Annotated in this window: 18 protein-coding genes and 1 tRNA gene; 9 read left to right on the forward strand and 10 right to left on the reverse strand. The window is 46.0% G+C overall.

Annotation, left to right across the window (positions count from 1 at the left end; genetic code table 11):
- Positions 1 to 63 precede the first annotated feature (63 nt).
- The 6 genes from KTG12_RS06935 to KTG12_RS06960 form a co-directional block, all read right to left on the reverse strand.
- A complete protein-coding gene (locus KTG12_RS06935; RefSeq protein WP_005640209.1) occupies positions 64 to 1,260 on the reverse strand; it encodes a sodium ion-translocating decarboxylase subunit beta in 1,197 nt (398 codons plus the stop codon).
- Positions 1,261 to 1,264: 4 nt separating this feature from the next.
- A complete protein-coding gene (locus KTG12_RS06940) occupies positions 1,265 to 1,696 on the reverse strand; it encodes a biotin/lipoyl-containing protein (RefSeq protein WP_005640211.1) in 432 nt (143 codons plus the stop codon).
- Between the two features lie 22 nt (positions 1,697 to 1,718).
- Positions 1,719 to 2,606 (reverse strand): OadG family transporter subunit, encoded by an 888-nt coding sequence (locus tag KTG12_RS06945; protein ID WP_046451493.1) that lies wholly within the window; start codon positions 2,604 to 2,606, stop codon positions 1,719 to 1,721.
- Positions 2,607 to 2,627: 21 nt separating this feature from the next.
- Positions 2,628 to 4,181, reverse strand: a complete 1,554-nt coding sequence (locus tag KTG12_RS06950) for an acyl-CoA carboxylase subunit beta (protein ID WP_005640215.1) — start codon at positions 4,179 to 4,181, stop codon at positions 2,628 to 2,630.
- Positions 4,182 to 4,293: 112 nt separating this feature from the next.
- A complete protein-coding gene (mce, locus tag KTG12_RS06955) occupies positions 4,294 to 4,701 on the reverse strand; it encodes a methylmalonyl-CoA epimerase (protein ID WP_005640217.1) in 408 nt (135 codons plus the stop codon).
- A 144-nt stretch (positions 4,702 to 4,845) separates the two neighbouring features.
- The gene (locus KTG12_RS06960; RefSeq protein WP_005640219.1) at positions 4,846 to 7,251 is read right to left on the reverse strand and encodes a TonB-dependent receptor; all 2,406 of its coding nucleotides are present in this window, start codon (positions 7,249 to 7,251) and stop codon (positions 4,846 to 4,848) included.
- Between the two features lie 108 nt (positions 7,252 to 7,359).
- On the opposite strand from KTG12_RS06960, the gene metA reads away from it, so the two are divergent.
- Positions 7,360 to 8,292, forward strand: coding sequence for a homoserine O-succinyltransferase (gene metA, locus KTG12_RS06965; protein WP_005640220.1), 933 nt, complete (start codon positions 7,360 to 7,362; stop codon positions 8,290 to 8,292).
- 22 nt (positions 8,293 to 8,314) lie between these two features.
- A complete protein-coding gene (locus KTG12_RS06970; RefSeq protein ID WP_138272937.1) occupies positions 8,315 to 10,144 on the forward strand; it encodes a U32 family peptidase in 1,830 nt (609 codons plus the stop codon).
- 217 nt (positions 10,145 to 10,361) lie between these two features.
- Here the strand turns inward: KTG12_RS06970 and KTG12_RS06975 are convergent, their stop codons facing one another.
- Positions 10,362 to 10,829 (reverse strand): WbuC family cupin fold metalloprotein, encoded by a 468-nt coding sequence (locus KTG12_RS06975; protein ID WP_138272936.1) that lies wholly within the window; start codon positions 10,827 to 10,829, stop codon positions 10,362 to 10,364.
- Between the two features lie 96 nt (positions 10,830 to 10,925).
- On the opposite strand from KTG12_RS06975, the gene KTG12_RS06980 reads away from it, so the two are divergent.
- From KTG12_RS06980 to KTG12_RS06990, 3 genes are all read left to right on the forward strand, one after another.
- The gene (locus KTG12_RS06980) at positions 10,926 to 13,658 is read left to right on the forward strand and encodes a substrate-binding domain-containing protein (protein ID WP_022322816.1); all 2,733 of its coding nucleotides are present in this window, start codon (positions 10,926 to 10,928) and stop codon (positions 13,656 to 13,658) included.
- A gap of 185 nt (positions 13,659 to 13,843) precedes the next feature.
- Positions 13,844 to 14,713: a carbohydrate kinase gene (locus KTG12_RS06985; protein ID WP_022322815.1), complete on the forward strand. Its 870-nt coding sequence runs from the start codon at positions 13,844 to 13,846 to the stop codon at positions 14,711 to 14,713.
- A gap of 216 nt (positions 14,714 to 14,929) precedes the next feature.
- The gene (locus KTG12_RS06990) at positions 14,930 to 15,106 is read left to right on the forward strand and encodes a hypothetical protein (RefSeq protein ID WP_005640230.1); all 177 of its coding nucleotides are present in this window, start codon (positions 14,930 to 14,932) and stop codon (positions 15,104 to 15,106) included.
- A gap of 67 nt (positions 15,107 to 15,173) precedes the next feature.
- Here KTG12_RS06990 and KTG12_RS06995 read toward each other — a convergent pair whose 3' ends face one another.
- Positions 15,174 to 17,351 (reverse strand): tetratricopeptide repeat protein, encoded by a 2,178-nt coding sequence (locus KTG12_RS06995; protein WP_216945418.1) that lies wholly within the window; start codon positions 17,349 to 17,351, stop codon positions 15,174 to 15,176.
- An 85-nt stretch (positions 17,352 to 17,436) separates the two neighbouring features.
- On the opposite strand from KTG12_RS06995, the gene lepA reads away from it, so the two are divergent.
- The gene (lepA, locus tag KTG12_RS07000; RefSeq protein WP_005640232.1) at positions 17,437 to 19,224 is read left to right on the forward strand and encodes a translation elongation factor 4; all 1,788 of its coding nucleotides are present in this window, start codon (positions 17,437 to 17,439) and stop codon (positions 19,222 to 19,224) included.
- A 114-nt stretch (positions 19,225 to 19,338) separates the two neighbouring features.
- Here the strand turns inward: lepA and KTG12_RS07005 are convergent, their stop codons facing one another.
- Positions 19,339 to 19,827 carry an SPOR domain-containing protein gene (locus KTG12_RS07005; protein WP_005640233.1) on the reverse strand — a complete coding sequence of 163 codons (489 nt, stop codon included), beginning with the start codon at positions 19,825 to 19,827 and terminating at the stop codon, positions 19,339 to 19,341.
- Positions 19,828 to 19,912: 85 nt separating this feature from the next.
- Between KTG12_RS07005 and KTG12_RS07010 the strand changes: the two genes are divergently transcribed.
- Positions 19,913 to 22,039, forward strand: a complete 2,127-nt coding sequence (locus KTG12_RS07010) for a S9 family peptidase (RefSeq protein WP_173022555.1) — start codon at positions 19,913 to 19,915, stop codon at positions 22,037 to 22,039.
- A gap of 64 nt (positions 22,040 to 22,103) precedes the next feature.
- On the opposite strand, the gene KTG12_RS07015 is transcribed toward KTG12_RS07010, so the two are convergent.
- Positions 22,104 to 23,162 (reverse strand): class I fructose-bisphosphate aldolase, encoded by a 1,059-nt coding sequence (locus KTG12_RS07015; RefSeq protein ID WP_022322812.1) that lies wholly within the window; start codon positions 23,160 to 23,162, stop codon positions 22,104 to 22,106.
- Positions 23,163 to 23,351: 189 nt separating this feature from the next.
- Here KTG12_RS07015 and KTG12_RS07020 point away from each other — a divergent pair, with 189 nt between their 5' ends.
- Together KTG12_RS07020 and KTG12_RS07025 are read left to right on the forward strand one after the other, a co-directional pair.
- Complete coding sequence (locus KTG12_RS07020; protein ID WP_005640236.1) at positions 23,352 to 23,903, forward strand: NADH peroxidase; 552 nt, start codon at positions 23,352 to 23,354, stop codon at positions 23,901 to 23,903.
- Between the two features lie 128 nt (positions 23,904 to 24,031).
- Positions 24,032 to 24,118: transfer RNA gene (locus KTG12_RS07025), tRNA-Ser, on the forward strand.
- The last annotated feature ends 60 nt before the right edge of the window (positions 24,119 to 24,178 follow it).

Below are 24,178 nucleotides of genomic sequence, written 5' to 3' on the forward strand. Positions count from 1 at the left end.
GGGTAATTTTTTATATTTGGAGATGACTTGGAGTTCAGCTCCTTTTTATGTAGAATAAGTGAATTATCCTAAGAATCCCAACAGGATACCGGCTGCTACGGCAGAACCGATTACACCTGCTACGTTCGGACCCATGGCGTGCATCAACAGGTAGTTGGTCGGATCATATTCCAGACCTACGTTCTGAGAGATACGGGCAGAGTCGGGCACGGCAGACACACCGGAGTTACCGATAAGCGGATTGATCTTATTGCCTTCTTTCAAGAACAGGTTGAAGAACTTCACGAACAGGATACCTGCACAAGTTGCGATCACGAATGACAACGCTCCCAAACCGAAGATCTTGATGGAGTTCAATGTCAGGAACTGAGTTGCTTGAGTAGAAGCACCTACCGTAATACCTAACAGGATCGTGATCGTATCAATCAGCGGACCACGGGCTGTTTCAGCCAAACGACGTGTTACACCACTTTCTTTCAACAAATTTCCGAAGAACAGCATACCCAACAGAGGCAGACCGGAAGGAACTAGGAAGCAAGTCAGCAACAGGCCTACGATCGGGAATACGATCTTTTCCGTGGAAGAAACGGCTCTCGGCGGTTTCATACGGATCAGACGTTCTTTCTGAGTCGTCAGCAGGCGCATGAACGGAGGCTGGATAATAGGAACCAGCGCCATATAAGAGTATGCCGATACTGCAATAGCACCCATCAAGTTCGGAGCTAACTTGGAAGAAAGGAAGATTGCTGTCGGGCCGTCGGCACCACCGATGATACCGATTGCACCGGCCTGGTTCGGTTCAAATCCCATTTGAAGAGCGATGATATATGCTCCGAAAATACCGAACTGAGCCGCTGCACCGATCAACATCAGTTTAGGATTGGAGATCAATGCGGAGAAATCGGTCATGGCCCCGATACCGAGGAAGATCAACGGCGGATACCATCCGGAGGTTACACCCTGGTAGAGGATGTTCAGCACAGAACCTTGTTCGTAAATACCCACCTGCAATCCTGCATCTTTGAACGGAATGTTACCGATCAGGATACCGAATCCGATAGGGATAAGGAGCATAGGCTCGAATTCATATTTAATAGCCAGGAAGATGAACAACAGACCGACAAGGATCATGATAAGGTGACCCGGTGTCGCGTTGTAGACTCCTGTATAAGTGAGGAACAACTCCAAGTTTTCTCCCAAGAACTGGAGAAAGCTTTCATGAGCCGTACCTGCTGCCTGTAATAATACTGATCCTAACATAATATTATCCTATTACGACGAGGTCAGCACCTTCCAGTACGGAATCCCCTTTGTTTACTTTTATTTCAATGATTTTGCCGTCACGGTCGGCGTTGATGTTGTTTTCCATCTTCATGGCTTCGAGGACAAGTAGATTCTGGCCTCTCTTGACAGTATCACCGACTTTACAGTTAACCTGCAGGATTACACCTGGCAGCGGAGATTTGACAGCGCCCTTGGTGGTTGAGGCTGCCGGACGGGAAATAACCGGTTCGCCACTTGCCGTTGTAGGAGCTTGAGCCGGGCGTTTCAGTGTAACCATCTGTTTTTTTGCCGGTTTCTCCATTTTTACCTGATAGGGAGTACCGTTTACTTCTACTTCAGCGATGTCATCCACTACCGAGCTGATATGTACTTTATATACGTTACCGTTAATAGTATATTTAAAACTTTTCATTCTTGTTTGTTTTTAGAGATAATTACTTTTTGGGAACTTCACGCAGACCGTAAATCTTGGAACTCCACGGAGAATAAGATCTTTGAACCTTGCGGATCGTCAGAACCGTATGTTCGATGTCGTGGTTGTCGTCGCTCATTTCGTATAGAGCCGCACCGATAGCCGCAAAGATTTCCCCGGATTCCTGACCTGCATTGTCTGCAATAACAGCCGCTCCGGCCGCTTTCTGTGCATTGCGTTTGCTGGCCGCGATCGAGAGCTTTCCGATTTGTTTAAAGATGATGAACAACAGGAATAATCCGGAGAACACAACTGCCATGGCAGTCAGGGTCATACCGATACCCCAAGAATCATTTTCTTTAAAGTTCTCGATTTTCTCGTTAGAATCCAATGTTACGTTATTGGTGCTGGGTGTAACTTTTGTCAGAGCTGTCCATTCTCCTTGTCCGTCTAAAGTTCTACCATAGCTGACATCTGCTTTTTGTGAAGCAGGGATAACGATCTCATCGATCAGAGTTCTACCGTCTGCATCGTATAACGCAATGTAATTTTCTTTTGATGGGTCGAGCGTGAAATTGACATGGAATGTTCCCCGATCCGGTTCTCCGTCTGCCCAGAACAAAGTGTGCTGGCGAGGAGGAATTACTGTTAGAACGTCGCCCTTCGGAATCGGATACTTTTTCGGGTTGCTCTTGTCATTAGTCAAGTAGCAACCGGCGATATTGACCGAACCGGCCGAATTGTTGAACAATTCGATCCAGGCATGGCGTTTGCCGTAATCATCAACAAAGTTATCTTCGTTGATGACCAGCACTTCATTTATTCGCATGGAGGTTGCACGCTGTGCTTTTGCCCCGAATGAAACGAGCAACGCGAACAGCAGCAATACCCCTATTTTCTTATTAATCATATTCATTTCCTGTTTTAAGAATTATAGAGGCAGATTGTCATGTTTCTTGGCAGGATTGCTTAACTTCTTGGTCTGCAATTGTTGTAAAGCACGAATAATACGGAAACGAGTGTTACGAGGTTCGATAACATCGTCGATATAGCCATATTGAGCTGCATTGTATGGGTTTGCAAATGCTTTTTTGTATTCGGCTTCTTTTTCTGCAGCGCAAGCTTTCGGATCTTCCGAGGCAGCCACTTCTTTTGCAAAGATCACTTCTACAGCGCCGCTTGGGCCCATAACTGCGATTTCGGCTGTCGGCCATGCGTAGTTCATATCGCCACGCAGATGTTTGGAGCTCATCACACAATAGGCTCCACCGTAAGATTTACGCAATGTTACAGTTACTTTAGGCACTGTGGCTTCGCCGTAAGCGTAAAGCAATTTGGCTCCGTGCAGGATAACACCGTTGTATTCCTGGCCTGTACCCGGTAAGAATCCCGGTACGTCAACCAATGTAACCAAAGGAATGTTGAAAGCATCGCAGAAACGGACGAAACGGCCTGCCTTGCGGGAGGCGTTGCTGTCCAGACAGCCTGCCATTACTTTCGGCTGGTTGGCTACGATACCGACAGTCTGGCCGTTAAAACGGGCGAAACCGACGATAATGTTCTTGGCATAGTCGGCATGTACTTCCAGAAATTCGCCGTTATCGATGATGGTTCCGATAACTTCATACATATCGTAAGCCTGGTTAGGATTGTCAGGGATGATGTCGTTCAGGTTGTCATCCAGACGGTCGATCGGGTCTTTACATTCGATCAGAGGAGTTTCTTCCAGGTTGTTCTGCGGCAGGAAGCTGATCAATTTGCGGATCAACTGTAAACCGTCTTCTTCCGTATCGACTGCGAAGTGGGCCACACCGGATTTGGTCGTATGTACGCTTGCGCCACCTAATTGTTCCTGTGTAACGTCTTCGCCTGTAACTGTTTTTACAACTTTCGGACCAGTCAGGAACATGTAACTTGTTCCGCGGGTCATGATATTGAAGTCTGTCAGGGCAGGAGAGTAAACCGCACCGCCGGCACATGGACCGAAGATACCGGAAATCTGAGGAATAACCCCGGAAGCCAAGATATTACGTTGGAAGATTTCTGCATAACCGGCCAAGGCGTTGACACCTTCCTGGATACGTGCGCCACCCGAGTCGTTCAGACCGATAACGGGAGCACCCATCTTCATGGCCTGATCCATTACTTTACAGATCTTCATGGCCAATGCTTCGGATAAAGCACCGCCGAACACGGTGAAATCCTGAGCATAAATATATACCAGACGTCCGTCGATCGTTCCGTAACCTGTTACGATACCGTCGCCCAAATACTTAGTTTTTTCAATACCGAAGTTTGTACAACGATGTTGTACGAACATATCGAATTCTTCAAAACTTCCCTCATCCAGCAACATGGCAATACGTTCGCGTGCGGTGTATTTACCTTTTTTGTGCTGAGATTCGATTCTTTTTTCTCCACCACCTAAACGAGCTGTTTCGCGAAGGGCGATAAGCTCCTTTACTTTTTCAAGTTGGTTACTCATTGTACTATAGATTTGTTGTTAGAAATGAACTTATTTAATTGGCAATTAACGATTGAGAATTGACAATTGAATAGCATCAAATAATTGTCAATTCTCAATTGTCAATTGTTTCTTATTTTCCCGGCATGCAAAGTTCGGTCAGAACGCTGCATGTCGATTTCGGGTGAAGGAATGCAATGTTCAAGCCTTCTGCACCTCCACGAGGAGCTTTGTCGATCAGCTTGATACCTTTTGATTCGGCTTCGTCCAATGCTGCCTGTACGTCGGGAACAGCAAATGCAATGTGGTGGATACCTTCACCTTTCTTTTCGATAAATTTAGCGATTGTACTGTCTTCACTTGTCGGCTCCAGCAACTCGATCTTAGTCTGGCCTACTTTAAAGAATGCAGTTTTTACTTTCTGGTCTGCTACTTCTTCGATGTTGTAGCATTTTAGTCCTAAAACTTCTTCATAATACGGCAGGCAAGCTTCGATGCTCTTTACTGCGATACCCAAATGTTCGATATGTGTAAGTTCCATGTCAATAATAATTTAGTAATTTAATATTGCTTTTTGTTCTATGTTGGCAAAGGTACACTCTTTTTATTAATAGAGAAATAATTCGTTAATATTTATCAGCATGATCCGGATATGTTTAAAAAGCATATTTTTGAAATCATGTGGTTAAAAATCAACGATAAGTCGAATATTCAATTGTCTTCCGGTCAGGTAATTAGGGATTGCGTACTGGTGGTTGTCTATATTGGTAATCCAATAATAGGAACTAGTGTTCTTTATGTCGAACAAGTTGAAAATATCCAATCCGAGCCAAATGTTCTTGAGATTGCGGAAGAATCCGCGATCCATGATTGCATCCGTTCCCCCGGCAAGCTGGTAGGAGAAACCGAGGTCCACGCGTTTGTAGGTCGGAGTACGGAAATAGCCGTCCTCGTAGCCTGTACGTGGGGCTGTGACGGGAAGGCCGCCGGACAGTACGCCTTTCAGATTCAGTTTGACACGTTTGTATCCGGGGAAATAATCCTGAAAAAAGAGCGAGACATTATAACCTTGGCTGTTAGGCATCGGTACATATTCGCTCCCTCGGATGCTTTGCTCCGCTTTCATTAGGGAGAAGCTGATCCAGGAGTCCGTACCCGGAACAAATTCGCCGAAGAATTTGACATCGAGCCCCATCGCATGGCCTTGCGCACAGTTCTCGCCGTAGTATCGGATTTTGACATTATCCACCGTATAGGGGTTCAGGTTATCCAATTTTTTATAATACATATCGGCACTGACTTTGAAATTTCTGCCGGATGCCCGGAATGTATAATCGCCTCCTGCAATGACATGGATGGAACGCTGTGATTTCAGGTTTTTGTTCAGTTGTATGATACTGTTGCCGTGTTCGTCCTGCACAGTTGTACGTAATTCCTTATAGAACGGAGACTGATAATACAGACCGGAAGCCAGCCGAAATGTCAGGTTCTGGTCGAAGTTCGGAATGAAACCTATTGAAGCACGCGGGCTGAATATAAATTCCCTGTTATAACTCCAATAGCTGCCGCGTACACCACCAACCAGCGTGAACAGTCCTTGTTTGGTACGAAACTTGAATACATCCTGCAAATAGCCGGAAATACGTGTGCTTTCCAGTTTGTTATCCGAGAACAGGTTTGCGATCACGTTGACATTCCCGCCCCCTTGCGGTAACGAGTATCCGGCGGAGTCGCGTTTTTCCCATTCGCTGATCTTGTCGTTGATTTTCTCCAACTGGACGGTAGCACCCCATTTCAACGTATTGTTTTTTATGCGAGCGACACCATAATGCCCGACATTCATGATATTGGAGTGCAGACGGTTGCGAGCGTGCTCGTTATAGCGTGCGATGGATAATTTCTGTATTTCTCCGCCTCCTTCTTCGGCTGCATCTCCCAGCCAGTAATCACCGGCAATATCATATCCTTCCTCTTCCTTACTGGTAAAGGCGGATGCTTGCAAGCCGAGTTCCGTATTGTCGTTCAGGTTATGCTTTAAAGTGAGTGCTCCGAATAACGTTTCGAACTTATCCCGTTCCTGGCCACTCATGAATACTTTAAATTTTTTGGCATTTGTTGCCGTTCCAAAAGAAGTCTCTCGGGTGTGGGGAATGAACTTATAATTGTTTATGGCTAAGTTTCCGAGAAAGTTGATCTCCCATTTGGGGGCAAGCTGGTATGTCATATAAGTCTGCAAATCAATGAAATTAGGATCATATTCGGCATCCGTATCGGTTGTTTTCAAAAGAGATCGTCCTGTTTTGTAACGGAAACCGGTCACCTGTGTGAACTTGCCGGAAGAACTGCCCACATAAGCATTGGCTCCCAGCAGGCTGGCGGAAGCCGAACCTTCGAATCCTTTCGGTTTTTTGTAGGTGATGTCCAGCACGGAACTCATCTTGTCCCCATAACGGGCTTCGAATCCTCCGGCGGAGAAATTGACGGCTTCCGTCATGTCCGGGTTGATAAAACTCAACCCTTCCTGTTGTCCGGAACGGATGAGCAGCGGACGGAACACTTCCAGTCCGTTCACATATACGATGTTTTCGTCATAGCTGCCGCCGCGTACGGAGTATTGCGAACTTAATTCGTTATTGGAAGTAACGCCAGCAAATGTAACGACCAGACTTTCAATGCTTCCTCCGGCAGGGTCGGGGAGTAGTTTGACGCGGTCGGCATTCAGGGTTTCAAGGGTGGTTGTCTGCTTTCGGATGGCGGTAGCTACGACTTCTCCCAGTTCGAGTGATGTATAGTTCATCTGCACGTTGAGACGCATATCTTTGGTTACCTGAGGTAGGATCCTTTCGGCCTTGTTGTAGCCCAGGCATGAATAGATAAGCGTCACCGAGTCACCGGTAGCGACCGAAAGCGAGTAGTGGCCTTTTTCATTACTCATCGTCCCGTTTAACGTGTTCTTGACCCGGATATTGACCAAGTCCAGCGGATTACCGTCCGCGTCGCGGATATAACCGCTGATTTTGGCACGTCCCTGCCCGAAAGCACTTATCGAAAATAATATAAATAGTAGTGTAGCTATTGCACGAATCTTCATATTCCATCTAATTATTAAATCTACAAACGCGGGAAACAACGATTTATTTTCAATGAAAGGCAATTTCTCACTATCTTTGTGCCTTATATAAATAATTAAGGAAAGAAGATGCCTTTAAACCTACAGAAGAACTTGCCAGCTGTTGAGCTGTTGAAGAAAGAGCACATCTTTGTGATGGACTCGTTGCGTGCGTCTGAGCAGGACATTCGTCCGCTACGTGTAGTTGTGCTGAACTTGATGCCACTGAAGATCACGACGGAGACGGACCTTGTTCGCCTCCTGAGCAATACCCCCTTGCAAGTGGAGCTCGACTTTATGAAGATAAAAGGCCATACTCCCAAGAACACGCCGATCGAGCATATGAAGGAATTCTATAAAGACTTTGACGAGATGCAGGATGATTTTTACGACGGCATGATTATCACAGGTGCTCCGGTAGAGCAGATGCCTTTCGAGGAAGTGAACTATTGGGAGGAAGTGACCGAGATATTCGATTGGGCGCGTACGCATGTGACTTCTACCTTATATATATGCTGGGCGGCGCAAGCCGGGTTGTACCATTTTTATGGTGTCCCCAAATATGATCTGCCAGCCAAGATGTTCGGCGTGTTCCGCCATACGTTGCGCGAGCCCTATGTGCCGATCTTCCGAGGCTTCGACGACGAGTTCTATGTGCCGCACAGCCGGCATACGGAGATACGCCGCGAGGATGTGATGAAAGTTCCCGATTTGACGCTCTTGTCCGAAAGCGAAGAGTCTGGTGTCTATATGGCGATGGCGCGCGGAGGACGCGAGTTTTTTATCACCGGGCATTCCGAATACTCGCCTTACACGCTGAATGACGAGTATATGCGCGACGTGAACAAGGGATTGCCAATTGCCGTTCCCCGTAACTATTACCGTAATAACAATCCGGCCCTCGGTCCGGTGGTCCGCTGGCGTGGTCATGCCAATCTTCTGTTCACCAACTGGCTGAACTATTATGTCTATCAGGAAACCCCGTTCCGTATCGAGGATATCAGCAAGTTGGGTGATTTGTAATCAAGAAATAAGAAATAATAGCATGCAAACAAAATCCCGTCCTATAGAACTTCTCTCTCCGGCTAAAGACCTCAATTGCGGGATTGAAGCGATTAATCACGGTGCCGATGCCGTCTATATCGGTGCACCCAAGTTCGGTGCGCGTGCTGCTGCCGGCAACTCTTTGGAAGATATACGCGAGCTTTGCGAGTATGCGCATCTGTATGGCGCCCGCATCTATGTTACGCTTAACACGATATTGAAAGAAGATGAGTTGGAAGAAGCCGAACGGATGATCTGGGATCTCTGGCGTGTCGGGACGGATGCCCTGATCATTCAGGATATGGGGATTACCCGGCTGAACCTGCCTCCTATTCCGCTTCACGCCAGCACGCAGACGGACAATCGTACACCGGAAAAGGTCCGTTTCCTCGAAGCCGCAGGCTTTACACAGGTGGTTCTGGCACGTGAATTGTCGCTGAACGAGATTCGCCGGATATCGGAAGCGACTACCGTTCCGCTGGAAGTATTCGTGCACGGCGCCCTCTGCGTCAGCTATAGCGGGCAATGTTATCTGAGCGCCGCTTTGAGTGGACGTAGTGCCAATCGCGGAGAATGCGCCCAATATTGCCGCCTGCCCTATACGATGGTCGATGCGACAGGGACGGAGATCGTCACCCATAAACACTTGCTTTCGCTCAAGGACATGAACCGCTCCGATCAGCTGGAAGCCCTGTTGGATGCAGGTGTTTCTTCCCTCAAGATCGAAGGGCGGTTGAAAGATGTCGGCTATGTCAAGAATATCACGGCTTATTATCGGAAGAAGTTAGATGCAGTCCTGTCCCGCCGTCCGGAATATCGTCGTGCTTCTGCTGGTCGAAGCACTTATACGTTCGAGCCGGTAGCTGAAAAGAGTTTTAACCGTGGGTTCACCCCGTTCCTTTTGGAGGGACGGACGGCGGATATTACCGCTTTCAATACGCCTAAATCGCTGGGTGAACCTGTCGGGACGGTCAAAGAGATCAAAGGCAATTCTTTTACTGTGGCCGGCTTGAAGCAGCTGAGCAACGGAGACGGGCTTGTTTTCTTCAATAGGAAAGGCGAATTGGAAGGTTTTCGTGTAAACCGGGTGGAGGCAAACCGGGTGTTTCCGCTGGATATGCCGCAGCTTACCCCCAAGACTCCGCTTTACCGCAATTTCGACCAGGCATTTGATAAACTGCTCGCCAAGCCTTCAGCCGAACGCAAGCTGTCCGTGGAGATCGAGTTCTTGGACAATCCCTTCGGTTTTACGCTTTGTATGGAGGATGAGACGGGAGCACGGATCATGCTGACCGAGCCGTTTGCGAAAGAGCTGGCGCGTCGTGAACGGCAGGATAATATACGGACACAGCTATCCAAGTTGGGGAATACGCCTTTCGAGGCATCGAAGGTGGTGGTCGGTTTGTCTGAAAACTGGTTCGTTCCCTCTTCTCTGCTTGCCGATATGCGCCGTAGAGGAGTGGAGAAGTTGCTGGAAGCACGCCGTGCCCGCTATCCTCGTGAGACAGTGAAACGTGTGCAGCCGTCCGTGTCGATACCTTTCCCCGAACGCCAACTTACTTATTTGGGGAATGTTGCCAACGGGAAAGCCCGTTCGTTCTACCAGGATCACGGGGTGGAACAGATTGACCCGGCATTTGAACTGTCTCCCCGGAAAGATGTTCCGTTGATGTTTACCAAACACTGCCTGCGCTACAGCATGGGGTGGTGTCCTACTTATCAAAAAGACAAGTCTCCCTACAAGGAACCGTATTATCTGCTTTATAAAGATACGCGCCTCCGGTTGCAGTTCGACTGCAAGCATTGTCAGATGTTGGTATTTGAAAGTTGAAAATTATGAGAACGCTATTGTCAGAACGGATAAGAATGACTGTCCGGTGAAAGAAGCCATGATCCGTTTGACAAAAGTATTCCAGCAATAAAGGAGCCGATAGGTATGTGATAACAGTTTCATGGGGATGAAAAAGAAGTTTCATCCCTATGAAAATAAAGTTTCCCTTGCATGAAAATAAAGTTTTCTTTAAGGGGAACGGGAAGGTAGTGCAAGGTTATATAGCCTTTCCTAATAACTCCATATATTTTGCCACCCCTTTCGTGTCTTCTGGAGCCGGACTCCAGGGAGCGAAATTTTCCGGAGCGAGCGGAGCGAACGGCCCTTCCTTGATTTCATATATGATAGAGCCGGATTCTAGAACTAACAGCCCGTGCCATGTTCCCGCCTTTATTTCGGCGCCGTAAACACCTTCTTTCGGATCGAGTATCTGTGTTTGGGTGATTTCCCCTTTGTTGTCAAAGAGGAATACAGCAATGCGACCGCGCAGCAGGAGGAATATTTCATCTTTTTTAGGGTTCAGATGGCGGTGTGGGCGGAGGTAGGTTCCCGGTTCCAGGGCATTGAGCAAACGGTTGACGGGATCGTCCAAATGCTCATGAAAGTTGTAGTTCATGCGTAGCCGAGGCGACTGTTTGGCACGCCCGGTCGTTTCATTCAATAAAGCTTCGTTTATGATCTTCATGCGAATAATTGATTACTGGAGGACGAATGTACAAAATAAATATTGGCTGGTATGCCATTTCTCCGTACATTTGCAGAAACCTGTAAATAAAACAGAATGAAACCTGCTCTAACTTATTACGCTCTGCTGGTCTTACTTCTGGCATCCTGCTTTTCCTGCAAAACAGATTCGGAGAAGAAAAAGTTTGTTATCGGCGTCTCGCAGTGTACGCTTGAAGGTTCTTGGCGTAAATCGATGTTGCTGGATATGAAGGTGCAGGCCTCCGAATATCCGGGCGTCTCCCTGTTAGTCGAGGATGCAGCGGACAGTAGTCTGTTGCAGGTGGAGCAGATACGCAGCCTGATAAAACGTAAGGTCGATCTATTGATTATCTCCGCCAATGAATCGGAACCTGTCACTCCTATTGCGATTGAGGCCTACCGTGCCGGCATTCCGACTATCCTGGTAGACCGGAAGATCAGTTCGGACGAATATACGACTTATATCGGTGGTAACAATTACGAGATCGGTCGCCAGGCCGGCTTTTTCGTGAACCGACAGGTGAAAGAGAAATATCCTACCGTATTGGAAGTATGGGGCTTGTCCGGTTCTTCTCCGGCGCAGGATCGCCATCGCGGTTTTATGGAGGTTTTGAACTCCCGCATCAAGGTGAAGGAAATATTCGGGAAATGGAAGCCGGAAACGGTGGAGAAGGAGATAGCGGAAATGGATTCGCTGGAGGAGGTGGATGTTGTGTTTGCCCATAATGATGTGATGGCAATGGCTGCCCGCAGGGCAATCGAAAGGATGCATCCCGGATTGGCGGACAGGATTAGCTTTGTGGGGATCGATGCCGTTTCGGGACGGGGATCGGGGCTGGAAGCCGTCATGCACGGAGAGTTGGCCGCTTCGGTCTTGTATCCGACGGGTGGGAGCCTTGCTATCCGTGTGGCCATGCAGATATTGAACGGAGAAGATGTGTCCCGGCAATATTTGCTATCTTCTGCCTTGATCGATAAGAACAATGCCGGAACGCTGTTTATCCAGTCCGAACAGGTGGTCGACTATCAGCACCAGATCGAGTTGCAACGGGAGAATTTGGAGAGTATGCTTTCCAAATACACGTTCCTCCAAAACTCCGTCGGCATTATCCTTTTGCTGATGGGGATGTTGCTTTTGTCCGCCTTGTACGTGGTCCATGTGAACCGGGCGGTGAAGCGGAAGAACCGCGAGCTGAAACGTACGAACTTGCAGGTGCAACAGCAAAAAGAAGAATTGGCTGAGGCAAACCGTTATATTGAGAAGTCGACGGCTCAGAAACTGCAATTCTTTACCAATATCACACACGAGATCAAGACGCCGTTGACGTTGATCCTCGGTCCGCTCGGCAAGCTGTCGAAAGAGGCTCCGGAAGGTTCTTCATTGGCAGACGATATCCGTATCATTCGGAAAAATGCGGAAAGATTGAAGAGAGTCGTGGACCAGTTACTTGATTTTCGAAAGGTAGAGAGCAATAAGATGAATATGCGGGTCGGAGAGGTAGATTTAGTTGCTTTTGTGGCAGAAGTGAAATCTTATTTCGATACGATGGCTGCCACCAAGCAGATACATTTCACGTTTGAGCATGACTGCCCTTCTGTTAATATATGGGTAGACAGGGATAAGATGGAGAAGATTCTGGCCAATCTTTTGTCCAACGCATTCAAGTTCACGCTGGACGGAGGTACGGTCACGATCCATCTGAAAGATAAAGGAGATCAGGTCGAGCTTTCTGTCGAAGATAATGGCAAAGGTATTCCGTCGGAAAATATTGCTTCCGTCTTTGACCGTTTCTTTACCGGTGACCAGAACTATGTGACGGGAACGGGGATCGGCCTGCACTTGACGCGTGAGTTCGTCCACATGCACAAAGGCACGATCCGGGTGGAGAGTGTTCCGCATAAGAGTACTGTCTTTACGGTCATCCTCTTGAAAGGTAAATCTCATTTTGACGAATCTTGTACATTCGATCTTTCCGTAACCGAGCTTTCCAGTGGTGTCGCCGACTTGAACACGGATGAATTGCAGGAGGTTTTGAACCGTACCTACAATTATACTGTTCTGGTCGTAGAAGATGATCTTGATATACAGAGTTACTTGCAGGCGGAATTAAAACAGAACTTCCGTGTGTTGGTTGCCGATAACGGCGTGAAGGCTTTGGAGGTGCTGATGAGCGAAGAGGTTTCGATGGTTATCAGCGATGTGATGATGCCGGAAATGAACGGTTTCGATCTTTGTCGTAAGATCAAGTCGGATATTGTCCTGAGTCATCTTCCGGTTATGCTGTTGACTGCTTTGTCCGACGACAAGCAACAGATGTACGGGGCTGCCAGTGGTGCGGACGCGTATATCCAGAAACCTTTTAACATAGAAGTCGTGAAACTGCGTATCATCAAGCTGCTGGAGGACCGTGTCCGGTTGCGTGAGGCTTATGCTCGCGATGCTTCTTCGCCTGCTGTTTCCGTGAAGGAGGAAAAAGCGGGAAGCATGGACGATCTTTTTATGAATCGTTTCTTGAAACTGATCGAAGAGTCCTATGCCGATCCGGATTTCAGTATTGAGAAAGGTAGTGAAAAATTGGGCTTGTCGCGTGTGCATCTTTACCGGAAGGTGAAGGAGCTTGCCGGAGTGACACCGACCGATTTCCTGCGTAACTATCGTTTGAAGAAAGCTGCTGCTCTACTCCGACGGAAAGCCGGGAATGTGAATGAGGTGGCTTATGCGACGGGCTTCGGTTCGCCTGCTTATTTCTCGAAATGTTTTAAAGCCGTTTACAATATTACTCCGACGGAGTATCTGGAAAAGGAATAATATTCTTCTCTTTGATAACGCTCGTTACATTTGTGTAACACTTGTGCATGTAACTCGAAAATAAGAGTATAATGTAACAAGTGTTATCAATCTTGTAGCATTAGTTATCGTCGCATCTGCTACCTGTCTCTATCTTTGCATCGTAGATAATAAATTATCCTTGTCAAATAAACTATAATGAAACAATGCAAAGCAACAATAAGAAACCGGTCGTAGTAGGCATAGGAGAACTCCTGTGGGACATGTTGCCAACAGGAAAGAAAGCAGGTGGTGCTCCTATCAATTTTGTCTACCATGCGTCGCGGTTGGGGGCGGAAGGATATGCTATCAGCGCCGTGGGAGACGATGGGCTGGGGCGCGAAATCCTCGAAGAACTGGATAATAATTCGATCCGGTATCTGATCGAGAAAGTCCCTTATCCGACCGGAACGGTACAGGTTACTCTGCAGGATGGTGTCCCTGACTATATTATTAATGAACGTGTAGCTTGGGATCATCTTTCTCCGACGTCAAATGCGATTGATTTGGCCGAACGGGCGGGTGCCATTTGCTTCGGTACGTTAGGACAGCGTTCCGCACAGTCGAGAGAGACGATACAAGCGATTCTTTCTTTTGCTCCGGACGATGCTTATCGTTGTTTTGACATCAATTTGCGTCAGCATTATTATACGAAAGAGTTGATCGAAGAGTCGCTTTATCTAGCAAATATGTTGAAGGTGAATGATGGGGAGTTGGTCGTCCTGCGGGATATGTTTCATTTGGAAGGAACGGACAAGGAGGTGGCTCATTGGTTTATAGAACACTATAATCTCCGCTTGGTGGTTCTGACGGCCGGAGGAGCTTATAGTACGATATATACCGCTAATGAAGAATCGACTTTGCAAACCCCGGAAGTGCAGGTGGCGGATACGGTTGGAGCAGGTGATGCTTTCTCCGGAGCACTGGTCATTTCGTTGTTGAAAGGGGCTTCGCTAAGGGAAGCGCATGAATTTGCCGTCCGCACAGCTGCTTATGTCTGTACGAAAGAGGGGGCATGGCCGGCATACGAGGAATAGGAAACAAGGGAAATATATATACGATTTGATAGGTTTAGTTTTTAGGTCAGAAAGATTGTTTAGTAGTTAGGAAACCTTAACGTATAGTAGAGCAAAAAGAAAAAGATGGTTGATGTTTAGGTTTTTAGGTTTTTTTGTTTTGGTTGATTGAATGGCTCGGAACTTCCGGGCCATTTTTATTGTTGAATAGCTATAGAAACATAAATAGTGAATGATATGAACAAAGATTTTGCCAAGATTCCGGAGAATGCCGAATCGAAAGCTGTGGATAGGGAAAAGGAAGAATACCCCGTACAACAAGTAGCTGTTACTTATCCGATAGGTGAGAAAGAAGTGAAGGATGCTGTCAAAGAACTCAATCCCGATACGGATAGCCTTGGTAGCAGAGGATAAAGGAATTTTAAAATGGAGAATTGGAAATTAGCTACAGATGTAATTTTCAATTCTCCATTTTAAATTTTTAAATAGCTCCTTCTATTTTATATCTTAACTGATCCAGCATCAGGGCGACTTCGGCTTCTTCTATACCGGCGATCAACAGGTCTGCTACATCTTGGCTGAACTGTTCTTGGAACTTAAGGATGTTGTCGTTTTCCATTTGCACCGCCTGCTGGTAAAAGGAGAGAGCGCCCTTGATATTCTGCAGTGCCCATTCGGTATGTCCGGCATTCAGCAGATCTTGTGCGTGGGGTTGGTTATCCAGTATCTTTTTGTAGTAATTCCGTGCTTGGTCGTATTTCCCTGTCAGGAAAGAACACCATGCAATAGGTCGCCATGCCTTATGGCTTTTGTTATCCAGGTAATCGACTTTGAAGAAGCATTTCAACGCTTCGTTATAATCCTTTAGTTCGAGATGGCAATGGCCAATGCTGATTTGAACTGATAAATTATCCGGATTTAAAGCTTCGTACCGGCGGTAATATTTCAAAGCCTCTTCCGGTTGTTTAAGTGAACGGTAGCAACCGGCGATTCGTCGGATTACCCATTTGCTTTCGGAATTCAACAAGTCTGCGTGTAGGTAGGCTTCCAGGGCGCCCTTCAAGTCTCCTTCCATTTGCTTGCAATAGCCGATTTTCTGGAAAAGAATGTCGCTATCTTGATCCATTTTTGCCAATTGGTTGAATATGGTCAGTGCATCGCTAAAATAGTTTTTACGGAGATAATATTCAGCGATGTTTGTAAGACTTTCTTTATCAGAAATATAAGGGCGCAGGATGGCAAGATTGTGGAAGTCGAGCGGCATCGTGAAGATATCCGTAAAATCCAGATGGCCCGGATATAGTTTGAAGAAACGATACAGGTCTTGTATGTACTGTCCGATGATCGTATCCTGTTTTCCACGTTTGCTGATCAATTCTTCTTTATTCTGCTGGATCATTTCTGTGGCCTGGCTGTCGAATTGGTTCATCATCATCTTTCGGGCTTCTTTCGGCAATTGCATCATGCTGAAATAAAGCGAATATTTATCCGAATTGCACATAAAAGCAGCGAATGTCATAGAGTCGAGCATCTGCTTTTCAGCTTCGTTGTCCGGAGTGAACTGATCATCGAAATAAGAATGCTCGATTGTGAATGGAAGCAGCCAGTTGCTTAATTCATGGAAAAACGGGAAATTTTTCAAATGAACAAAGGTTGAGTGCATGACGTCGGCCCCTTCCTGTTGAAGCTCCCCGAATTCTACCATTTTCTTTCCGAGGGTACTGTCAGAAAAGAAGCTTTCCCATTCTGGGTTCATTTCATTTCCTGTCAAATCTTCAGGGGTGAGTTCGTTGAGATTGATCTTTTTGCTGAGCTTTGGACTCAATTTTAACATCTCCGGGATGATCTCATCCTGTAGTTTGCGGGTGATCTTCTCTGTCTCGCGGGCTAAGATGAAGCGTAGGATGATTGTGCGGATCGTTTTGATGAACCCCGGAGTTTCGGCCAAAGCCGCTAGCCTGTCGGCTATCTGCGGATATAACTGCGTCCGTTTTCTATATGTGTATAAAGTGATCAGGATTGAAATTAATGCTCTGACTTTGACCTCTTCGTTCGGATGGCTGGCTGCGTCGAACAATAAAAGTATCTTTTCTCTGTCGAACGCCTCTTGCAATCCTAACATCAAGGCGGAAACAATCTGGCTACCGGTTGTAAAAGGTAGTGCATTGTCGTGTAGCATGCCGCGGATATCTTCAGCTTCCTCTCTTTTCAGAAAAGAAGATACCCATATCTTATTAAAGATGAGAATATTGAATGCGTCACTTTCTTTGTGCTTTCCGGCTTCATGTTCTAAGAGCAGTTGGTCATGCAGCTGTTTGTAAGTGAGAGAAGGCTGTATGTTCAGGCTTCTTCGGCGGCTGTAATAGGATAGGGGAGATTCCACAGCTACTGCTTTCTGCTTGACTGAATCGGCCAATTCATAAGTCGATGCCTGTAGATTGTTGTATATCTGTTCCTGCATCGGATCTTTTGCTCCTTCAATCCGGTAGCGCAGCATATATTTGTAGGTGTCCTGCAGTTCGTTCAGCTTGTCCTGAAAAGAATATTCGCGACTTCCAGCAATAAGAGCCTGTAAGGAATCGAAGGCATTCTTCAATTCTTTACTGTCTAATGAACCGACTATGCGGTTGTATGCTTTGTTTATTTCTTGTAGTGTCATATATTATTAATAACAAATGGTATGCCAAATGTATAACAATTTAGCCTAAATTCACTATCTTTGCACACCTAAATAAGTTTAGCAGATGAAGAATATCCGCAATTTTTGTATTATTGCTCATATTGACCATGGTAAAAGTACTTTGGCCGACCGTTTGCTTGAGTATACCAAGACAGTAGAAGGTAAAGATTTGCAGGCGCAGGTTCTGGACGATATGGACTTGGAGCGTGAACGAGGCATTACGATCAAGAGTCATGCCATTCAGATGAAGTATAATTATAAAGGAGAAGAATATATCCTGAATCTGATCGATACTCCGGGACATGTCGACTTTTCATATGAAGTATCCCGTTCGATTGCAGCTTGTGAAGGTGCTTTGCTGATTGTTGACGCAGCTCAGGGTATTCAGGCACAGACTATTTCCAATTTGTATATGGCGATAGAAAATGATTTGGAGATTATTCCGATCATGAACAAGATAGACCTTCCGAGTGCAATGCCGGATGAGGTGGAAGACCAGATTGTCGAACTGCTGGGATGTCCTCGGGAAGATATTCTCCGGGCCAGTGGTAAGACGGGAGAAGGGGTATATGACATTTTAAATACAATTGTCGAAAAAGTGCCGGCTCCGAAAGGTGATCCGGAAGCTCCGTTGCAGTGCTTGATTTTTGACTCTGTGTTTAATCCCTTCCGTGGCATTATTGCTTACTTCAAAGTCGTAAACGGGGTGATCCGTAAAGGAGATCATGTCAAATTTATTGCAACCGGTAAGGAGTATGATGCCGATGAGGTTGGAGTATTGAAGCTTACGATGTCTCCTCGTGATGAGATTCGTACCGGGGATGTCGGTTATATTATTTCTGGTATTAAAACTTCTCGCGAGGTTCGGGTTGGAGATACTATCACCCATGTGGCCCGTCCGGCGAAAGACGCGATAGCTGGGTTCGAAGAAGTGAAACCGATGGTCTTTGCCGGTGTTTATCCGATCGACAGCGAAGATTTTGAGAATTTGCGCGCTTCTTTGGAAAAACTCCAGTTAAACGACGCCTCTTTGACATTCCAGCCGGAAAGCTCAGCGGCATTGGGCTTTGGTTTCCGTTGTGGTTTCCTGGGGTTGTTGCATATGGAGATTGTGCAGGAACGTTTGGACCGTGAGTTCAATATGGATGTGATCACGACCGTTCCTAATGTGTCTTATAAAGTTTACGATAAGAAAGGCAACTGTACGGAGGTTCATAATCCGGGCGGCTTGCCCGATCCTACGTTGATCGACCATATTGATGAACCGTACATCCGTGCGTCTGTTATTACTAATACGACTTTTATCGGTCCGATCATGACACTTTGTCTGGGTAAACGTGGCATATTGATCAAGCAGGAATACATTTCCGGTGATCGTGTCGAGATTCATTATGATATGCCTTTAGGTGAGATCGTAATCGATTTTTATGACAAACTGAAAAGTATTTCTAAAGGGTATGCTTCTTTTGATTACCATATCCATGATTTTCGTCCGAGCAAGCTGGTTAAACTGGATATTCTTCTGAACGGGGAACCGGTGGACGCTCTTTCGACGCTGACTCATATGGACAACAGCGTTGCCTTCGGCCGGCGTATGTGTGAAAAACTGAAAGAGCTGATTCCTCGGCAACAGTTCGATATCGCTATCCAGGCGGCTATCGGAGCCAAGATCATTGCCCGCGAAACGATAAAGGCAGTTCGTAAAGATGTAACGGCCAAATGTTATGGCGGTGATATCTCCCGTAAACGTAAGTTGCTTGAAAAACAGAAAGAGGGAAAGAAACGAATGAAACAGATCGGTACAGTTGAGGTTCCACAAAAAGCGTTTTTGGCTGTATTGAAATTGGATTAAAGTTTTTCATGCTCGTGTATTCAAAACCGGAGGAGCATGGAATCGGGACGGCAAGCAATAAAAAAGGATGAATCTGTCAAGACTCATCCTTTTTTATTACCGTGGATTGGATTTTTAATATTGTCTTTCCAGAATCCATGCATCCTGGAAGTTTGGAGCGTATTTTGCTTTGATTGCATCGCGGCTGTCCGCAGCATCGGCTTTGTCATTGAAACTGGCGACGATCACACGAAGCATACCTTGTTCGTTTTCTCCCAAAACAGCGTTATATCCGTCGTTCTGCATACGTTCTTTCAAAGCGTAAGCATTTGTTTTGTTCTTGAAACTGCCGATAACGACACTGTAACGTTTCAGTCTGCTTGCATCTTCACCTTGTGCAGCATTAATTCTTTCTGCGCGTGTACTGACGTTGGAAGTTCTCGGTTTAGAAACCGGAGTTACCTCTTCAACTACTTCCTCTTCTTCGACCACCTCGACCGGAGCTGTCGATTCTTTTTCTTTTGCTTGTTCGTAAGCAGCCTTATACGCACTCTGTTTAGGTTTACAAGAACCTAATGCTAAAACCATACATATGGAGGCTCCAAATAACCAAATCTTATTCATACTGTTCAGTTCTTAAATTAATGGGACAAAGATATAAATTATATTTTGTACTTTCGTGCCCAAAACACAATATATTATAAACTACATGAATAAATCTATCGGAACAATGGTTATGGCAACATCCTTATTATTTGGAGCTTGTAGTGGGGATGGAAAAACGTGCGATCGTGCGACCCAACAGAAAGGAAACACGGAAAATGTGATCGGGCGTTCGGATATTAAAGTCAAAGACGGACGGATGACGCCGGAAGTGCTTTGGGCAATGGGACGTATCGGGGGGATGAATGTATCTCCGGACGGACAGAAAGTAGTGTATACTGTAGCCTACTACAGCGTACCGGAAAACAGAAGTAATCGCGAAGTGTTTGTTATGAATGCAGACGGGACGGACAATAAGCAGATTACAAAAACGTCTTATTCCGAAAATGAAGCTGTTTGGATTAAAGGTGGAAAAAAAATCGCTTTCCTTTGCAATGAAAGCGGCAGCAGCCAGCTTTGGGAAATGAATCCGGATGGAAGCGGCCGCAGACAGCTCTCTGAATATGAAGGTGATATCGAAGGTTTCGCCTTCTCTCCCGATGAGAAGAAAGTCCTGTTTATTTCACAGGTAAAGACAGTCAAAAGTACGGCAGATAAATATCCCGACCTGGATAAGGCTACTGGTATTATTGTCACAGACCTGATGTATAAACATTGGGATGAATGGGTAACAACAGCCCCGCATCCTTTTGTTGCTGATTTTGATGGTAAGGCAATCAGTAACCCTGTCGATATTATGGAAGGCGAACCGTTTGAAAGCCCGATGAAACCATTCGGAGGAATTGAGCAGTTGGCATGGAATACTACATCGGACAAGATTGCTTACACGAGTCGTAAAAAGACCGGAAAGGAATATGCGTTGTCCACCAATTCGGATATTTATGTGTATGACCTGAATACGAAAAAGACGGCCAATATCAGTGAAGGTATTATGGGGTATGACACGAATCCCCAATACTCTCCCGATGGCAAGTTCATCGCATGGCAGAGCATGGAGCGTGACGGTTATGAGTCAGACCAGAACCGCTTGATGGTCATGAACTTGGAAACAGGTGAAAAGATATTCGCCAGCAAGGATTTTGATTCCAACGTAGACGGGTTCGTTTGGAGTGCAGATGCAAAGGCTCTTTACTTTACGGGGGTATGGCATGGTGAGTCCCAAGTATATAAGATCGATCTGACGGATAGCAATAAAATCACGCCGCTTACTTCCGGAATGTACGATTATGCCGGTGTGGCTTTGTTGGGTGAACATAAGCTGATCGTGCAGCGCCATTCTTTGAGCATGGGAGATGAAATCTATTCGATCGATTTGGCTGATAATAATAAAATAGCCCAGTTGACAACAGAGAACAAGCATATCTATGATCAGTTGACAATCGGTAAGGTGGAAGGTCGTTGGATGAAAACGACAGATGGTAAACAGATGCTTACCTGGGTGATTTATCCTCCTCATTTCGATCCGAATAAGAAATATCCTACCTTGTTATTCTGCGAAGGTGGTCCTCAAAGCCCGGTAAGCCAATTCTGGTCTTACCGTTGGAATATGCAGATTATGGCTGCTAACGACTATATCGTGGTTGCCCCGAACCGCCGTGGCCTTCCCGGTTTCGGTATGGAGTGGAACGAACAGGTCAGCGGCGACTATGGAGGCCAGTGCATGAAAGACTATTTTACGGCTATTGACGAGATGGCGAAAGAGTCGTTTGTCGATAAGGATCGTCTGGGTTGTGTGGGAGCGAGCTTCGGAGGCTTCTCCGTTTATTGGCTGGCTGGTCACCACAACAAACGTTTCAAAGCCTTTATTGCACATGACGGTATTTTCAATATGGAAATGCAGTATCTGGAAACAGAAGAAATGTGGTTTGCTAATTGGGATATGGGGGGTGCTTACTGGGAAAAACAGAATGCGACGGCACAACGTACATTTGCCAATTCCCCGCACTTGTTTGTCGATAAATGGGATACACCGATTCTCTGCATCCACGGTGAAAAGGATTATCGAATTTTGGCTAACCAGGGTATGGCGGCGTTTAATGCAGCTGTCCTTCGAGGTGTTCCGGCCGAGTTGTTGATCTATCCCGACGAAAACCATTGGGTGCTGAAACCTCAGAATGGCGTGCTTTGGCAGCGTACATTCTTCGAATGGCTGGATATGTGGTTGAAGAAATAAGGATTTATTCATAAAAGAGAAAACGCCGTTCCGAATAGTCTGGGACGTCGTTTCTTTATTTATACTAAGCAATTGTGATTCCCGGGTCCAGATATACATCCTGTATGGTGTGCAGCAGCTCTACACCGTCTTTCATCGAACGTTGGAACGCTTTTCGCCCGCTGATCAGTCCCATACCGCCTGCCCGCTTATTGACGACAGCCGTGTAGACCGCATCTTTCAAGTCGGAAGCTCCGTGAGATTCACCACCAGAGTTGATGAGGCCGACACGTCCCATGTAGTTGTTGGCAACCTGGTAGCGACAGAGGTCAATCGGGTGTTCTGTAGCTAGTTCGGTGTACATCTTTTGGTCGATTTTGCCAAATTTGACAGCTGTGAATCCTCCGTTGTTTTCCGGTAGCTTCTGCTTTATGATATCTGCTTTGATCGTAACACCCAAATGGTTGGCTTGGCCTGTCAGGTCGGCTGCGGCATGATAGTCAACACCGTCTTTTTTGAATTCACTGTTGCGCAAGTAACACCATAAGATGGTGGCCATTCCTAGCTCGTGCGCATATTCAAAAGCCTCTGACACTTCGACCAACTGTCTTCTACTTTCTTCCGAACCGAAGTAGATGGTAGCGCCTACGGCTGCAGCTCCCATGTCCCAGGCTTCTTTTACGGAGCCGAACATGATCTGGTTGTATGAATTGGGATAAGTCAGTAATTCGTTATGATTCAGTTTGACCACAAACGGTATCTTATGCGCATATTTACGTGCTATGGAACCTAAGATTCCGAACGTAGAGGCTACTCCGTTACATCCTCCTTCAATAGCCAACCTGACGATGTTTTCCGGATCGAAATAGATCGGGTTCGGAGCGAAGGAAGCTCCCGCCGTATGTTCGATATCTTGGTCCACAGGCAGTATTGAGACGTATCCCGTATTTGCCAACCGTCCGCTTCCTAACAGGCGTTGCAGGTTGTTTAATGTTTGGATATTTCTATCCGAGCCGATCCATATACTGTCGATGACAGACGGTGAAGGAATGTGTATAAGTGATTTATCGATCGTTTTACAAGTGTGTCCCAACAGGAATTCGCTTTGTTCGCCCAGTAGGCTGATAATCTTTGAAGTGTCCATATTTATGAAAGTTTTTTAATATAACATGGGCCGTAAAGGATAGGTTTCATAGTTTTTATCAATTAACAGATAGAATAAATTTATGAGTTTTTGTAGGGCTTGTTTTAGAATGTTTCCCTACATTTGCAAAGAACAAATAACGAGTGTTACAACTATTTTAGATTATACAACCAATAAAAATTTACAAAGATGAAAAAGAAATGGATTTGCACAGTATGCGGTTATGTACACGAAGGTGATGAAGCTCCTGAATTCTGTCCTCAATGCAAGCAGCCGAAGAGTAAATTTAAAGAAATGGTAGAAACTACCGGTGCATTGACTTTTGCCGATGAACATGTGATCGGTGTTGCTAAAGGTTGTGATGAAGAAATGATTAAAGATTTGAACGCGCATTTCATGGGTGAATGTACTGAAGTCGGTATGTATCTGGCTATGAGTCGCCAAGCTGACCGTGAAGGTTATCCTGAAGTAGCAGAAGCATTCAAACGCTATGCTTGGGAAGAAGCTGAACACGCTGCTAAGTTTGCCGAACTGCTGGGTGATGTTGTTTGGGACACAAAAACAAACTTGGAGAAACGTAAAGACGCTGAATGCGGTGCTTGCGAAGATAAGAAACGTATTGCCACTCGTGCAAAACAATTAAACTTGGATGCTATCCACGACACAGTTCACGAAATGTGTAAGGACGAAGCTCGCCACGGTAAAGGATTTGAAGGTTTATACAACCGTTATTTCAAATAATTCGCAAATTCGTTAACAAAGGAAGGGCATTCTTTTAGGAGAGTGCCCTTTTTATTGGAAAAAAATGCTTTTGAGGGGACAACGAATTTAAATTTTCCCTACATTTGTACTCGCAAACGACGACCTAAGGAAAGCTGCCAGAGTGGTCGAATGGGCCGCACTCGAAATGCGGTGTACGGGTAACTGTACCGGGGGTTCGAATCCCTCGCTTTCCGCAGAAAAGAGGATGTGTCCACCAAATATCATGACACACCCTCTTTTTCTATGTCGTCACT

It is taken from the genome of Parabacteroides sp. MSK.9.14, assembly GCF_019041495.1.
Lineage (GTDB): Bacteria > Bacteroidota > Bacteroidia > Bacteroidales > Tannerellaceae > Parabacteroides > Parabacteroides merdae.